We start from the raw sequence: 16,188 nt of genomic DNA on the forward strand, positions 1-16,188 counted from the left end.
CTCGTCAGCTGAGCGACTGACCGGTGATGGCCGAGTTAAGGACGGTGGCAAGGCCGCCGCCCATCACGGCCGCCGCGAGACCGACGCTGGCGGCCTTCCACGAGCCGCTTGCCCGCCGCAGACCCACCGCGACGAGCATGCTCAGCACCAGCGACAGCCCGAACAGCGGTGCGCCGTCGAGCAGGGTATCCAGGGCGTGTGCCTGCTGACCGCGGTTGAGCACCAGCATGTAGAGGACCACGAGCACGACCGGCACGCCGTACCAGGCGGCGGTGTAACCCACCGCGGCGAGCGGACCGCCGGTGTCCTCCTCCACGTCCTCGTCGGGCTCGAGAAGATCGTTCTGCCGCGCCGCGGGCGACAGCAGCGTGCTGACCGGGCGTCGCTCGTAGGTGCCGGCGGCCGGAGAGACCACGCCGCGCGGCGGCCAGGTCGTGTCCGGCGGATCCTGCCAGCGAGCCCCGGTGCGTTGAATGATCTCCGTGGCGCCCTCGGACGCCGAGTTGGCGGCGGGCACCTTGACCGACGCCGCGACGCCGCCCTTGAACGGCACGAAGCCGGATGTGCTGATCCGCCGCGACTCGCCGTCGGCCAGATCGCCGCCGGACTGGAGCTCGCGCCGCCAGTCACCGGTGTTGCCCTCGCGATAGGACGCCGAGCCGGTCGACGTGTCCTCGCGCCCGGCCTGCTGCCAGGGTGCGGGCTCGGTCCGTTGCCCGAACGGGTCGATACCGTTGGCGGGCAGCGGCGGTTCGCCCTGTTCGGCGCGGAGCTGGCTGCGCCAGTCTGCGGGCTCGGTCTGCTGCCCGAACGGGTCGATACCGTTGGCGGGCAGCGGCGGTTCGCCCTGTTCGGCGCGGAGCTGGCTGCGCCAGTCGGCGGAACGGGCCTCGGCCTGCGCCTCGGCGCGCCAGGCACCGGGCTTGGCCGAGACCGGCCGGGTCGGCGACTGAGTCGCCGGCGCGGGCGGCGCCGATGCGGGCGCGTCGGCGTCCTGCCGCCACCCGCCCGGTTGCGCCGAGATCGGCCGGTCATCGTCACTCCACCGGTCGTCCGGCCGCGCCGCTTCAGGCCGATCGTCCTCGCGCTGCCAGCCGGCCGATCGTGCGGCCGTCGGCTGGTCGTCGCGCTGTCGGCCGGCCGATCGTGCGGCCGCGGGGCGGTCGTCGAGCTCCCGGCGGGCCGGCGGCCGGGCGGGCGCGGATCGGGCGGTGTCGCCGCGCCGGTCGTCCGGCAGCGCCGAAACGGGCCTGACCGCGTCGCGCGACCGTGGCTCGGGCTGGGCCGAGACGGGCTCGTCCGCCTCGGACTCCCAGGTCGACGGCTGGGCCGAGATCGGCATGTTCGCTTCACGCTGGCGGGAGACCGGCCGGGTCGGCCCGTCGCCGTCGAGCCGCCAGACCTCGGGATCGAGCGGCGGCTCGCCGCCGGCCGTCAACTGGAGTCGCGCACGACCCGGCTCCGCCGCGCTCCGACGCCCGCCGCCGTTCGCGGCGGACTGCTCGCCGCGCCGCCGCGCAGACTCGTCGCGTCGTGCGACCGCTTCGCTGCTCTCGATGGCAGCGCGTCGCCCGCCGCCACCTCCGCGGGGACGAGGGTCTCGGTCGTCGTCCTCGTCGTCGTCGTCCTCGAGCTCTTCGCGATGCCACTGGCCGGTGTCGCTGTCCCGCAGCCAGACGTCCGACTCCGGGTCGCGGTGCCACTGGCCGGACTCCAGCTCACCCTTCCAGCTGGTGTCGCGCTGGCCGCGCCGGCCGCCGTAGTCGCGCTGGGTATCCGGACCACGGTCGAACTCCGGCCTGCGGGGCCCTCCGGGGCCGCGCTGGGCATCCAGGCCGCGCGGCATGCCACCGCTGCGCTGCCCTTCGACGCTGCGCCGCGGTTCGGGGCCACGCGGCATGCTCCCGCCACGCCGGCCCTCCCCGCCGCGCTGCGGCGGCGCCTCGACGTCGCGCGGTTCCGCGCCGCGCCGGGGTGCGGCGCCACGCCGGGGCTCCGGGCCGCGGAACGCCTCGGGGTCGCGGCGGGGTTCCGCGCCGCGCTGCGCGCCGGGCCAACGCTCCAGCTCGCCGCCGCGCCGGGGCTCCTGGCCGGGGTACCCGTCCGGCGGCCGCGGGTCGGCGTCGCGCTGCCGCGAGCCGCCGCCGGACCGGCTGATCGGCCGGGTCTCCTCGTCGCGCTGCCATGAGCCGGTGTCCGTGCGGCCGTTGGGCCGTCCGCCGGGTTCGGGTTCGCGCTGCCATGAGCCGGTGTCCGTGCGGTTACCGGATCGTCCGCCGGGTTCGGGTTCGCGTTGCCACGAGCCGGTGTCCGTGCGGCTACCGGATCGTCCGCCGGGTTCGGGTTCGCGTTGCCATGAGCCGGTGTCCGTGCGGCCGTTGGGCCGTCCGCCTGGTTCGGGTTCGCGCTGCCACGAGCCGGTGTCGGTCCGGCCGTTGGGCCGTCCGCCTGGTTCGGGCTCGCGCTGCCATGAGCCTGTGTCGCGTCGTCCGCCTGGTTCGGGTTCGCGTTGCCATGAGCCGGTGTCCGTGCGGCCGTTGGGCCGTCCGCCTGGTTCGGGTTCGCGCTGCCACGAGCCGGTGTCGGTCCGGCCGTTGGGCCGTCCGCCTGGTTCGGGCTCGCGCTGCCATGAGCCTGTGTCGCGTCGGGCGCCGGGTTCGGCCTCGCGCTGCCATGAGCCGGTGTCCGTGCGGCCGTTGGGCCGTCCGCCTGGTTCGGGCTCGCGCTGCCATGAGCCCGTGTCGGTCCGGCCGGCCGGCCGGCTCTCGATCTCGGGCCGTCCGCCGATCTGGAGGCGCCCGCCGTTCTCCTGCCCGTTCTGCCGGGAGCCGGTGTCGATCCGCCGCTGACGGCCGCCGACCTCGGGTTCGCGCTGCCAGGAGCCCGTGTCACCGCGGCCCGGCCGGTCCCCGTTGCTCGCGCCGCTCTCGCGCTGCCAGCTGCTGGTGTCGGAGCGGCTCTGCCAACCGGCCGCATCGCGGTCGCGAGGTTGCAGGGGCAGCGGGATGACGCCGGTCTCCGCGGCGCTCTGCGCCCACGGGTCCACCGGCGGACCGGGCTCGGGATCGCGTCGCCACGAGCCGGTGTCACGCCAGCCGTCGGCGCGTGCCTCGCCGGCCCGCGCCTCGTCGCCGCTGCGCCAGCCCTCGGCGGGCGAGGAACTGCGCCAGCTGTCGGTGCGCTGGTCGGGGCGTGCCTCGTCGCCGCTGCGCCAGCCGTTCGTCGCCGGCGGGCTGCTCTGCCAGCTGTTCGTCGTCGTGCTCGTGCGCCAGCCGTCGGTGGCCGGCGGCTCCGGGGTGCTCCGTCGCCAGCTCGGCTCGGTCGAACCCGGATCCTGGAAGGCGGGCATGCTGCCGGTGTCGGTGTGACCCGCCCAGTTGTCGGCTTCCGTCCGGCCGCTCCAGCCCGTACCCCCGCTGGTCCGGGATCCGACGTCGGGCGCGCGACGGCGCCCGCCCTGCGCCGTGCCGTCGCCCAGGCCCGCCTGGCCGGCGGCCGACTCGCGGCGCCACGCCGCGCGGTCGTCCTCGCGGACGAGGTGGCGGCCGTCGTCGATCGGCGTCGACCAGCTTCCCTGGTACGGCGTGGCCGGCGCCGCCGGCCGGCTCTGCCCCGGCGCCTCGGGGCCGGGGCGGGTGGTCTCGGTGAACTGCTGCCAGCTCGGGCGGCTGTCCCAGGACGGGCGGCGCTCGGGCTCGCGCTGCCGCGGTGCGTCGGCGGGCTGCCAGGTCGTGGTCGGATCGGTGAACTGCTGCCAGGTCGGCCGGTCCTCGGTGCGCGGCGCCTCCCACGGCGGGGTCGTGCTCGGCGGACCGCTCTGCCACGAATCCGCGGGCCGCTGCTGCCAGGACGGCGCCGCGTCGGCCGGCCGCTGCTGCCAGGACGGGGTGGCGTCCGCGGGCGGCTGCTGCCAGGACGGCGTGGCGTCCGCCGGCTGCCAGGTCGGCGTGCCGTTGGAGGTCTGGTCGTCGGTCTGCGGGGTCGGCCAGGCGGTGCTGGAGATGGCCGGCAGCCGCGTGGGCGCCTCGGTCTGCGGCGGGAGGCTGTCGGCGTCGTCGCCCTGCCATGCCTCGGTCGTCGTACGCCAGCCGTGCGAGCCCGACGCGGAACGCCACTCGGTGGTCTGCCGCCAGCGGGCACTCTCCGTAGTGGCGCGCCACTCGGAGGTCTGCGTGCGCCAGCCGACGCCGTCCGCGGGCAGAACGGGCCGGCCGGTCGCCGCGACATCGGACCAGCGACTCAGCGTTCCGGACTGCTCACCCGACGAAGTTTCGGGGTTTTGTGCCCAGGCGTCCGCGCGCAACGACCAGGCGACCGCCTCGGGAATCGGCTGCATGCTGCCAGTGTCGGCGGGCGATCCGGTGCCCCAGACGGTGGCCCCAGGCCTCGCAATCTCGGACGAATCGGGATCATCCGGGCGGTCTGTGGGTGTCCAGGACCCCGGCGCGCTCCTTTCGCGCGGCAGGCGGGCGCCGTAGTCCCAATCCCGTTGGTCCACGGGAAAAGCGTGACGTGCATCCGACCGATCTGCAACGCCCTGGAGCGACGGCTTGGTCACGGAGCCCAGCTTTTTATCTCTCCACACGCTGGGGACGACAAATCTGCAGGTAGCCAAGGCGCGTCCGGCGGCATCCCCAGGCGTTGTACACAGGCTGTGCACAGGGCCGCGCACAGGCCTGGGCTACTTGTCCACAGGTTGTCCCGAGGCTCGTCCACCGGCGCTCTTGGGTCTGTGACGTGCGGCTTCGTATGGTTACCCGCGCCGGATCATGTCCTCGTCCGGGCACGTGCCGAAATTTTTTGCGAATTTGTGGTCCCGGTCACCCGAGCGAGGGCGGGGATCACCCGAAAGTGTCGTACCCGGACTGTTCGATCACGGCAGAACGACGATGAAGGGTTAGGTCGGCATGTCGATCACCGACGACGCACGACCGGAGTCCCGGCCGCAGTCATCGCCAGGGGACAAGGCCCCAGGTGGCCGCCCGCCCGGCGCAGGCGGTCCGCCGCATACCGGCGGCTTCGACAAGTCCCCACCGCAGGACATCGCGGCCGAGCAGAGCGTGCTCGGCGGCATGCTGCTTTCCAAGGACGCCATCGCCGATGTCGTCGAGATCCTCAAGTCGCACGACTTCTATCGCCCGGTCCACGCCACCGTCTTCGACACGATCCTCGAGCTCTACGGGCGAGGCGAGCCGGCCGACGGCGTCACCGTGGCGGCGGCGCTCTCCGACTCGGGCGACCTGCAACGCATCGGCGGCGTGCCCTACCTGCACACCCTCATCGAGAGCGTGCCGACCGCGGCCAACGCCGCCTACTACGCCCGCATCGTCTCCGAGCGCGCCGTGCTGCGCCGCCTCGTCGAGGCGGGCACCAGGATCACCCAGCTCGGCTACGGCACGGGCGGCAACGGCGGCATGGACGTCGACGACATCGTCGACCTGGCACAGCAGGCCGTCTACGACGTGACCGAGCGGCGGGTCAGCGAGGACTTCGCGGTCCTGGCCGACATGCTTCAGCCGACGCTGGACGAGATCGAGGCGGTCGGCGCCACCAACGGCATGATGACCGGCGTCCCGACGGGCTTCTCCGACCTGGACCGCCTGCTCAACGGCCTGCACGCCGGCCAGCTGATCATCGTGGCCGGCCGACCCGGCCTCGGCAAGTCGACGGCGTCGATGGACTTCGCCCGCAACGCGGCCATCCGGTCCAACTGCGCCAGCGCCATCTTCTCCCTGGAAATGAGCAAGATCGAGATCGTGATGCGGCTCCTGTCGGCCGAGGCCCGCGTCCCGCTGCACGTCCTGCGCTCGGGCCAGCTCTCCGACGACGACTGGACCAAGCTGGCCCGCCGGATGGGCGAGATCAGCGAGGCCCCGATCTTCGTCGACGACACCCCCAGCATGAACCTGATGGAGATCCGGGCGAAGGCCCGCCGCCTCAAGCAACGCCACAACCTGAAGCTGATCGTGGTCGACTACCTCCAGCTGATGTCCTCGCCGAAAAAGACGGAGAGCCGCCAGCAGGAGGTCGCGGAGCTGTCCCGAGGCCTGAAGCTGCTGGCCAAGGAGGTCGAGTGCCCGGTGATCGCGGTCAGCCAGCTGAACCGTGGCCCGGAACAACGCACGGACAAGCGCCCTCAGCTGTCCGACCTGCGTGAGTCCGGCTCGATCGAGCAGGACGCCGACGTGGTGATCCTGCTGCACCGCGACGACTACTACGACAAGGAGTCACCGCGGGCGGGCGAGGCGGACTTCATCGTGGCCAAGCACCGAAACGGCCCGACGGACACGGTGACGGTGGCGGCCCAGCTACACCTGTCCCGCTTCGTCGACATGGCGATCGTCTAGCGATGTCCGGCCGGGCTCAGGCCCGGCGTTGCACGCGAGATCGGTGAGCAGCCGTTAGATTTGCGGCTGCTCACCGGTATCGAGAAACGCCTCGGCGGGTCACCTCTGCCGAGTCCTTCGACTTCAGGAACGCCTGACAGGCGAGTCCGGCCTACTCGTGGCCGGCGTCTGGAGGGTCCTCGCCCGGCCGGGAATCGCGTCCCTCCGCCGGCGGCGTTACGCCCGGGGCGGGCCGTACGTCCAGCCCATCCGTTCGCCCTCCTCGCACAGCCTCATCAGGCTCGCCTCGGTCGGAAGGTCGGCCCGCAGCACGTCCCGTGCGATCTCTTCCGCCGTCGGACGGTCGATCACCTGGACCCGGTCCTGTAGCTGGTCGTCGTAGATGAAGCGAACCGCCAGGCCCGGTGCGTAAATCCATGCCTTCCGGGGGACGCTCCACAGGACCGCCTGGAGAGGGCGAGCCACGTCGATGTGGTGGGCCACCATGCTCGTTATCGTGCCCGACTCGTCCGACTTCAGGATCGTCCGATAGGCGAACTCCGTGCCGGTCATCATCCAGTTCCGATCTACTGGTGCCGAAGACGTCGTCCTGAGTGAGCGCATGTCTGTCCAGAATCTCCTGGAAGGGTACTCGACTCGAGGCCAGCCGATTCCACTCGTCCGAATGCTTCGCAATCCATGTCCCGAAGCTGGTGTCGACAGTTTTCATCGGCCCGAGCCGCTCGACATCGGTGGGCTGATGGGTAGCAATTTCGGCGCGTTTGTTGACCGCTAGCACCCGCAGGAAGGCGTCGACCCGGGACTCAAACGGGGCCAGCGGAAACCGAATCACCTCGTACAGTCGATGTGTTTTCTTTCCGATTTCCCACGAAAGTGCTGTTGGGAACTGGAGCTCGAATTTGGCGCCGGACGGGTCGGTCACCGTCACGTTAAGGCCGTTGTGCCGGCCGCCGCCCTGCCAGAAGTTGACCATCCTGCCCGGTCGGTAGCCCAAACCCCGGAGCGCATCGAAGATCGCCTGGACGGTGGCTGTGTATTCGGCGTCGGATATCTGGAACGAGAACCGGACCCGATCCTTGGCGCCGGCCAGGAACTCGTCCAGATCGGACCCTTCCGTCTCGACCTGCTCCAGGTATGCACGTCCGAGGGACTCCCAGGTCTTGCAGGAGTGCTCGGTGCCCACAAGCTTCGGCGGCGGAACAGCGTCGGCCAGCTCGTTCTCGATGCCGCGCAGATCGACAAGCACCCGCGCCGCGACAATCCGAGCGTCTTCGACCGAGGCCGCGATCCTGGCCGTCTCGTGGGGCGGAAGCCGATCCAGCATGCGCCGTTCGGCGGTTTTAAGATCGAAGTCGTCGACGGTCAGGGATGTGGTGAGGCCGCCCGGGGTGGGCCGAACTGCCAGCCCATCTGCTCGCCCTCCTCGCACATCTTCCGCAGGGTCGCCTCGTTCGGCAGTTCCGTGCCCAGCGTCTCCCGGGCGATCCGTTCCGCCGCCGCCCGATCGATCACCTGCGTCCGGTCCTGGTACTTGTCGTCGTACAGCATCGGGACCGCCAGCGCCGGGGCGTAGATCCAGGCCTTCCGGGGTGCGCTCCAGATCACCGCCTGGAACGGCTCGTCCAGCCGGGCCTGGTAGGCGATCAGGCTGGTTATCGCGCCCGACTGGTCGGACTTCAGAACCGCCTGATAGTCGAATTTCTCGTCGGCCATCTCCGTCATCCGATCTGGTGCCAGGGAGTACTTCGTCAAGGGTCAGGCCGTATTGGTCGAGCGCCTCCTCGACGGACATGCCCCGCCGATCGAGATCCCGAGCATACGTTCCCCAGGCGGCGGGTTCGTCGGCGATGAATCGTTCGAGGGTGGTGTCCACCGTCTTGTCTATCGGCAGCCGGTCCAGCCCTTCCGGCTGGTGCGCCGCGACATCCCTCTCCTTGTTCAACGCCAGCATCCGCAGGAAGGCGTCCACGCGCAGACGGGCCGGCTCGCGCTTCAGGCGCAGGGTCTCGTAGTCAGGGTGGGTGTCATCGCCGATGCTCAGCGATAGCGCGGTCGGAAATTGCAGCTCGAACACGAAGCCCGCGGCATCCCGCAACGTGACGTTCAGTCCGTTGTGGCGGCCTCCGCCACCCCAGAAGTTGACGATGCGGTCCGTCTGAAAGCCCAGTTCCCCGAGCCTGCCGAGCACCGATTCGACGGCGTCGACATATCCCTCCTCGCTCAACCGCACGGAGAACCGGACGCGGTCCTTCACCCCTTGCAGGAACTCGGAAACGTCGAGGACCTCGAACTCCGACTCGACGGCGAAGGTGCGCGCCAGGGAGTCGGCCGTCTTGACCCGATGCTCTTCGCGCACCACTTCCATAGCCGGCTGACCGCCGCCGGCGTTCAACTCCGCGACGACCTGGTGAAGCTGAGCGGAGATGCGCTCCGCCACGGGCTCCACCGCGTGAACGGCCGCCTCGATGGCCTGGCGATCCTCGGGGGGAATTGCCGGGCCGGTGCCGGTCGGGGCCAGGGACGCGCGGCTCCACAGGCCCGGCTGGTGGTAGGGCAGGGGTGCCGGTTCGCCCCGGCCGTTGACGACGACCGCGTCCATCGACACGACGTTGCCGTCGTTGGTTCGGCCGGTGTGGGTGTAGAGGGGGGTGTCCTGTGACAGGCGGCCGGTCTGGGGATCCAGGAACAGGATCGTGCCGCCCTGGTTGACCGCCGCCCAGGCGTGTGCCGTTCCGCCTTCGGAGTCCGTGACGATGACGGCGAACGCGCCGTGGCCCGAGTTGTACAGGTGGTTGTGCAGGTTGGTCATCGCCTTGTCGACCGCCTGCTTGGCCTGCGGATGGTTCAGGCCACCGACGTACGGGCACAGCCCCTGGAACTCGGCGCCCATCGTGTCTTCGATCCGCGTGAGCCCGTCGACCTCCGCGCCCAGCGGCCTGGTCGGGTCGCCCTGTGCGTACGAGTCGAAGGTTCGTGGCGCCGAAACGCGGGGGCGGCCATGCAGGTATGTGTCGAACAGCGCGAGCACGCCGTCGACGCAGTTGATCCCGCGGGTGGGGTCCGCCTGCGGTCCGCCGTCGTTCGCCAGTCCGAACCACTCGCCGATCCGCGGATCGGCCAGTCGCGACACCCTGCCGTTTGCGTCTCGCGGCATGGCGTTTTCCAGGTCACGCTGGTGTACGGCCAGCGGCGCACGCAGGCCGCCCCGCCGGCCGTACGGCCGGCCGTGCTCGACCGGCGGCGGGATGTCGGTGCCGGACAGCGCCGACCGGTCGCCGGTTTCCACCGCGCCGACCGCCATGGTGCCGACGTCGTCGTTGATCCGGAACCAGTCGGCGGGCTCGATCTCGACCCGGGCGGGCGCGAGGTCCCCGGCGAGCACCGACTCGGCCCGGGTCTCCAGTGACGCGGCGTCCTCGCTGGTGAGTCGTGCCTCGGCGCGCAGATGATCGCCCCGGAGGGTGGCGCCGGCGGCCAGGGCGGTGTCCGCCTGCCGGCCGAGTTCGAGCACCCTGGCGCGCCGGTCGTCGGCGATCCGCATCAGGTAGTCGGCGTAGTCGGCGCGCCGGTTCTCCTCGTGGGTCGTCCTGGCGTGCTCCAGGTACCCGCGGTACGAGCGGCGTTCCCGGGCGTCGAGCCCGGCCCGCCGCAGCCGCTCCGCCCGCACCGAGGGCCCGGATCCGAAGGCCTGGTCGAACGCGGTCTCGGATGCGGCGGCCTCCCGCGCGATCCCCGAGGACACCGAGGACCCGTCACGGGGCGCGAGCGCCTCGGCGATGCGGTCGACCGGGGCCGGCCTGGGCTCGAGGGCCTCCGCGATCCGGTCGACCGGCTGCCGCGGCGACGGAATCGGGCGGGGCCGGGGAGCCGGCTCCGGCCTCGGCGGGATCGGGTCGGGGCGGGGCGCGGGCTCGGGCCGCGGGTTCGGCTCGGGTGGCGTCGGCTCGGGCGGCGGGTGTGGCTCGGGACGCTCGGCGTGGGTCCGCCGGTCGGTCGGCGAAGAGTCCGATAGCCGCTCCGGGCCGACGTCCGGCCCGTCCCGGTACGCCGCCGAGTAGTAGATCGGCGTCGGCCGCGGCGGCGGAGGCGGCAGCGTCGTCTGCCGTGGCCGCCAGGTCCCGTCCGGGCGGTCCAGGAACGGCATCGGGATGCCCTGGCCGCTCACGACCAGCGCGTCCATGGCCACCACGTTGCCGGGATCCGGCCATCCGCGGTGGCCGTACAGCGGCTGCGACTCGGTCACCAGGCCCGACTGCGGGTCGACGAACAGGATCTCGCCGTTCTGGTTCACCGCCGCCCAGGAGTGCGCCGAACCGCCCTCCCACGCGTTCACCAGGAACGCGAACGAACCGTGGCCGCCGGCCAGCAGCTGGGCCGACACGTCCGCCAGCGCCCGGTCGACCCGCCGCCGCGCCTCGGCGGGTTCCTCGCCGGCGACCATCGGGCACAGCGACTGGAGCCGTCCGCCGGTCGCGTGTTCGACCCGCTCCAGCCCGATCTCCTCGCCGTACATCGGCCTTTGCGGGTCTCCCTCGCTGTAGGCGTCGAAGGTCCGCGGCGCGGAGACCCGTGGCCGCCCGTGCATGTAGGTGTCGAAGAACGACAGCACGCAATCCTGACAATTGATGCCGCGCGTCGGATCGGCCTGCGCCCCGCCGTCGTTCACCAGCCGGAAGTACGGTGCCCGCGGATCCGCGAGCCGCACCGGACCACCGTTTCGGTCCCGTGGCATGGCGTCTTCGAGCTCGGCCTGGTGCCGGGCGAGGGGCGGGCGCAGGCCGGCCCAGGACCCGTACCGTCTGGTCCGGTCGATGGACGGCGGATGGTCGCTGTCGGTGAGCATCGACCGGTCGCCGGCCGACAGGCCGCCCAGCGCGAGGTGCCCGCGATCCTCGTTGGCGCGGTGCCACTCGTGCGGTGCGATCTCGACCGACGAACCGGGCGGCGGCACCCAGTTCGGGTCCCTCAGGGCCGCGGCCTGCGCGTCAGCCCGTTCGGCATCCGCGATCGCCAGGTCGACACCGGCCCTGAAGTAGGCCGCCATGCCCGGGTCGAGCTTCAGGAACCGTGCGACCCGGGCGGATCGCCGCGCCCTTCGAGCCCGTTGCCGCGCACTCTCCGCTTTCCCCTCGAAGTACTCCAGGGCATCGGTTCGCCGCGCCCGCGCGTGGGCCAGGCGTAGTTCCCGCGCATGCCGGATATAACCGTCCACCTCGGGCGAAACCCCCGCGGCCTCCGGCGCGGACACCCTTCCACCGGGCGGCCCGGCGAGGAGAACCGCCGGGTCAACCCCCGATGACGGTACGTCCGCAGCACCGTCCCGAGGCCCGCCGTCCCCACCGGGCGCCCCACCGTGTGGCGGTCGCGGGGGAGCGGCACCACCGGGTTCGGCCCGCACCGGAACCATGCCGGCGCCAAGCCCGCCGACCGCGGGCACCCCGGTATCGAAGAGGCTGGCAGGAGGCACCCCGCCGCGCACGAACCCGGCCGACGTTCCGGCCCCGCCCGGACCCGGCGCGGCGAGACTCTCGGCCGGCGGCGTGGTTCGGGCTGCGTCGGTATCCGACGGGGTAAGGCCCGTTCCGGACCCGCCCGGAGTGACAGCGGGCCTGGTCCCGAGGTCAGTGGGGTTCGGCCTGGTTCCAAAGTCAGTGGGGTTTGGCCTGGTCCCGGGACTAGTGGGGTCTGGCCTGGTCCCAGGGCTAGTCAGGTCTGGCCTGGTCCCGGGGGTAGCGAGATCCGGCCGAGTCTCGGGAGTAGCGAGATTCGGCCCAGCCGCCGGGGCGATGGGGTTCGGCCCGGTCCCGGGAGCAGCCGGGTTCGGCCCAGCCCTGGGAGGAGTGTGGGTCGGCCCGGTCGTGGGAGGAGTGTGGGTAGACCCGGTCGTGGGAGGTGTGTGGGTCGGCCCGGTTGCTGGGGCGACGAGGCTTGGCCCGGCGCCGGGAGGAGCGGGCGTCGGCCCGGTCCCGGGCGATGTGTGGTCGGTCCCGAACGGCGACCAAGGACTGAGCGCCGCTCCCGAATTTCCGAGACCGAACAGCCCAGATCCCGCAGGCCCGGCGACGGCGGGTCCGGCCGGAGCGGATCCGGCGACGGTCGGCCCGGGCGGCAAGGATCCGGCGGCGGAGGGCTCGGCAGGCACCGTCCCGGCGACGGCGGGCCCAGGCGGCAGAGATCCGACGGTGGTTGGCTCGGCGGACACCGTTCCGGCAATGGTCGGTCCGGACGGCGAAGGTCCGGCGGCAGCGGTGGGGTCGGCGGACACCGTTCCAGCGACGGTCGGTCCGGACGGCGAAGATCCGGCGGCAGTGGAGGGGTCGGCACGCACCGTTTCAGCGACCGAGAGGACAGAGGTCGTCGGGCCATCGGCGGACGTCGAGGTCCCGGCGGACCCCGAGGTCCCGGCCGACCCCGAGGAGAGCCCGGCGCCGGAGTCCTGCGCCGACCCCGACAGGCCGGACCCGTCAGCGCCCACCGCCGAGAAGCCGGCCCCGGCGAGGTTCCCGCCCGCCGGCCCACCCGAAGAGTCCGGCAGCGCACGCGACGCGGGATCTGAAGAAATTGACGACGCCCCGGACCCAGGAACCGCAGCATCTGCCGAAACGGGCACCGCCCCGGCGCCGGACTCCACCGGCCCAGCCTCAGGCCCGGCGAGTCCAGCCGGCACAGTGGACGAACCGGGCACCTTCAGATCGCCGACCCGATCGGCCAGCCCGCCGGTGAAGCTCGTCGATGCCCCGCCCAGTACCGCCCCGCCGGCCCCCGAGCTGGCCGACTTCGCCACGCTCTCGAGATCCGGCAGATCACCACTGACCGCGGCCCCACCGAACTCCCCCAGCACCTCGGCGCCGACACCCCGGGCCACCCCGCCATGGTGCTGCCCACGCCCGATCCCGGCCCCGCCGGCCGCGGCTCCCCCGGCGAATCCGCCGGCCGCGGACATGCCCAGATCGCGGGCGTCGATCCCGTCGGCACGCCCGGTCGAGTTCTGATAGAGCTGGATTCCACCGCTGGTCGCGAACTCCTCCCGGGCCTCGTCAAGCCCTTCCCGCAGCCCCTCCCGGCCGAGCTTCGTCAGGCCGGCCCTGCTGGTGAGCTGCCGGGTCGCCCGCTCGCCCGCCTCCTTCAGCGTCTTCTTGATCGCCTTCTTGCTCATCTGCTCGATCAGGCGCTTGAAGATCTGCTGGATCGCGATCCGGGTGGCCGCGATGAGCCCGCCCGCCGCCGGCGACGCCGCGCCCAGCGTCAGGGCCACCGCGACGGCCATGCCGATCAGCTCGATCAGGAACAGTCCGATCTCGATCCAGGCCTCGAGCTTGGCCCCCTCGATGTCGCAGCCGCACTCCTCGACGAGTCTTCCCAGCTCGTCGGCGATCGCGAGCAGCGAGTTGAGCGGCGCGTCGTCGTCGCCGGCGACCCGCTGCCACGCGCCGCTGAACGCCTGCGCGCCGGTGCCGCCGTAGGCCGACAGCACCTGGGCGGCGGCGTCGTGCGCCTCGCCGCGGGGCTCCGCCAGCCGGCCGGCGATCGCGTACCAGCGGTCGGCGACGTCCCAGGTGGCCTTCTCGTCGCCCTCCGGCCAGTCGAAGCCCACCACCCACTCGAGCGCCTCGTACGCCCACTGCGGCACGTCGAACGGGCAGTAGTCCAGCGGGTGCGGTATCGGGCTGGGCAGGACGGTCACGAGCGTTTCCTGTACGCCCGTTCCACCCGTACGGATGCATGGTGATCCGTTTGCGTGGCCTCGCGGACGGCCTCGGCCACCGCGTCGCCAAGGCCTTCGACGTAGCCGCCGAGCTTCTCCCAGGCCTCGAGCACCTGCTGCTCGATCGGGCGGTAGTTGTTCTCGAAGGCCTGGCCGATGTCGTCGGTGCCCCACGGGCGGGCGGCGCTGAGCGCGGCGAGTTCGGCGCCGGGCCCGGTCCGCTGCCGGGTGAGGTGCTTGCCGGCCGCGGCCAGGTCGCGCCCGCCGCCCGCCGCACGGTCGGGGTCGAGCCAGAGGTCCGGGTCAGGCATCGCCGTCCGCCTCGCGCATGATCGCGTCCTGGCGGCGGAGCAGCGATCCGAAGTCGTTGTCCCGGACGTACCGCATGGGGCCCGAATCCGCCGGCAGGCAGCCGGCGACCAGCTCCTCGACCTGCGCGGACGTCTTCGCGGCCGCGCGCTCGACCGTCGCGACGATCTTGCGGGCGAGCCCGTCGGCGTCCATGTCGCGGTAGACGCGCGGGTCCAGGCGCAGGTCCAGGAGCTCGCCGCGGGGGCCGACGGTCGCGCGGATCAGGCCGTCGTCGGACTCGGCGCTGACCCGCAGCTCGGCGAGTTGGCGCTGCATGTCGTCCATTCCGGACCGCAGCCGGTGGTACTGGCCGTACACGTCGTCGAGGCGCGCTCGCAGCGCGTGGTTGGCATCGCGGTCCGCCATGTCCGCCATGGTCGTCCTTCCCTGGCAACCTACCCATCGATCGTGGTGACACTACCGGGCGGCGCCACGCGGCGTGGTCCGGTAGTTTCAGCGCGCAACCAGATCGCGTTGACAGGGGGTCTGATGATCACGCTGGAGGACGCCGAGGAGATCGCAGCCGACTGGGCGCGGGGCGAATCCGAGCGCCGGGGGTACGAGTGCACGCCCGTCGTCTCCGAGTTCGACCTCGGGTTCGTGGTGTGGACGAGGCAGCCGTCGACGGTGCTGCCTATACCGGGCGACGGTGCCCGGACGGTCATCGACCGCGCGACCGGCGCGCTGTCCACGTACCCGGGTGTGCCGGCGAATGTGATCGCCGAGCTGTACCGGACGCACCGGGCCGCGGTGGCCGCGCGGCGCCGGACGGTCGATCCCGAGGTCGAGTTGCGGCGCAACGCGCGGCGCCGGCCGGCGCCGACCACGGCCGCGCATCTGACCGCCGACGGGCACCTCTTCATCGCCCGGGGCGCCAAGGGCGATCAGGAGATCGACCATCATCCGCTGGTCGCGGCCCGGCTGGCCGCTCTCGACCCGGCCGAAACGGTACGCGGCACCGAGCGCCACGCCGAGCTGATCGTGCTCTCGGACGCGCTGTACGAGGCGGATCGCCGGCGCGCCGAGCCGATGACGCTGGACGAGGCGCGCACCTGGCTGCGTACGGGCGAATTCGAGGCCTTCCTCGTCCGTGACCAGGGTGATCCCCTGGGCGGGACGGCGGCGCGGCCGTGCGAATCGTGCATCACGATCCTTGTCGACTTCGCGCTGCTGCCGTGGTCGCAGCTCGCGTTCGTGGAGCCGTTCCGGCCGTACTCGGAGAACATCGCGCAGCCGGGCCGCTTCCCCGATCACGTGGCCGGCGCGCTCGCGGACGCCGGCTGGCGGCCGATGCAGCAGGTGGTCGCCGAGGTGCTTGCCGACGGCCTGATCGACGACGTCGTGAGCGTCCCCGGCCGGCGTTTCCGGCACCGCGCGTTCCCGGCGGCGCGGGAGGCGATCATGGCGTTCCCGGGGATCTTCTGCGGGCTGCGGGGTCCGGGCGTGCGCCGGTGGGTCCGCTGGCTGAACCTGGAGCCGGCCGCGGCGGCGCACTCGGCGGACGTGCTGGGCGAGTTCGCCGAGGTGATCGGCGCCTCGCTGTTCCCTCTCGGTGTCGAGGCCAAGGGCGACGCGATCGTGGCTATCGACGAGCGCGGCCGGGTCTTCGCGCTGGACCAGGGCGGCGAGTGGTTCCTCGGCGAGACCCTGGACCAGGCGGTGCTGAGCCTGCTGACCGGCGACGGGCCGGCGGAGCGGGTCCGGGACGACGGCACCTGGTAGCACGCTGACCCACCCGGGACGCTGTGGTCCCGGGGTGGGTCGCGGTGCGCTCAGGCCCTCTGT

6 protein-coding genes are annotated in these 16,188 nt (G+C 72.4%); 2 read left to right on the forward strand and 4 right to left on the reverse strand.

All coding sequences use genetic code 11. The annotated features are described in order from the left end of the window. Positions 1-4: 4 nt before the first annotated feature. Positions 5-4,336 carry a hypothetical protein gene (locus BJ971_RS39315; protein ID WP_184998340.1) on the reverse strand — a complete coding sequence of 1,444 codons (4,332 nt, stop codon included), beginning with the start codon at positions 4,334-4,336 and terminating at the stop codon, positions 5-7. Between the two features lie 571 nt (positions 4,337-4,907). Here BJ971_RS39315 and dnaB point away from each other — a divergent pair. Further along, a complete protein-coding gene (gene dnaB / locus BJ971_RS39320; protein ID WP_184998341.1) occupies positions 4,908-6,347 on the forward strand; it encodes a replicative DNA helicase in 1,440 nt (479 codons plus the stop codon). A 151-nt stretch (positions 6,348-6,498) separates the two neighbouring features. Here dnaB and BJ971_RS39325 read toward each other — a convergent pair whose 3' ends face one another. Genes BJ971_RS39325 through BJ971_RS39335 form a run of 3 tightly spaced genes read right to left on the reverse strand, consistent with a single transcriptional unit; the run spans position 6,499 to position 14,769 of the window. Beyond that, complete coding sequence (locus BJ971_RS39325) at positions 6,499-14,031, reverse strand: toxin glutamine deamidase domain-containing protein (protein WP_184998342.1); 7,533 nt, start codon at positions 14,029-14,031, stop codon at positions 6,499-6,501. Beyond that, on the reverse strand, positions 14,028-14,363 hold the full coding sequence (locus BJ971_RS39330; RefSeq protein WP_184998343.1) for a hypothetical protein: 336 nt from the start codon (positions 14,361-14,363) through the stop codon (positions 14,028-14,030). The genes BJ971_RS39325 and BJ971_RS39330 overlap by 4 nt, the downstream gene beginning before the upstream one ends. Further along, a complete protein-coding gene (locus BJ971_RS39335; protein WP_307837435.1) occupies positions 14,356-14,769 on the reverse strand; it encodes a YbaB/EbfC family nucleoid-associated protein in 414 nt (137 codons plus the stop codon). Before BJ971_RS39335 ends, BJ971_RS39330 begins: the two co-directional genes overlap by 8 nt. A gap of 123 nt (positions 14,770-14,892) precedes the next feature. On the opposite strand from BJ971_RS39335, the gene BJ971_RS39340 reads away from it, so the two are divergent. Continuing rightward, positions 14,893-16,125 carry an SUKH-3 domain-containing protein gene (locus BJ971_RS39340; protein ID WP_184998345.1) on the forward strand — a complete coding sequence of 411 codons (1,233 nt, stop codon included), beginning with the start codon at positions 14,893-14,895 and terminating at the stop codon, positions 16,123-16,125. Positions 16,126-16,188: the final 63 nt, after the last annotated feature.

The organism is Amorphoplanes digitatis (assembly GCF_014205335.1).
In the GTDB taxonomy this organism is placed as follows: domain Bacteria; phylum Actinomycetota; class Actinomycetes; order Mycobacteriales; family Micromonosporaceae; genus Actinoplanes; species Actinoplanes digitatus.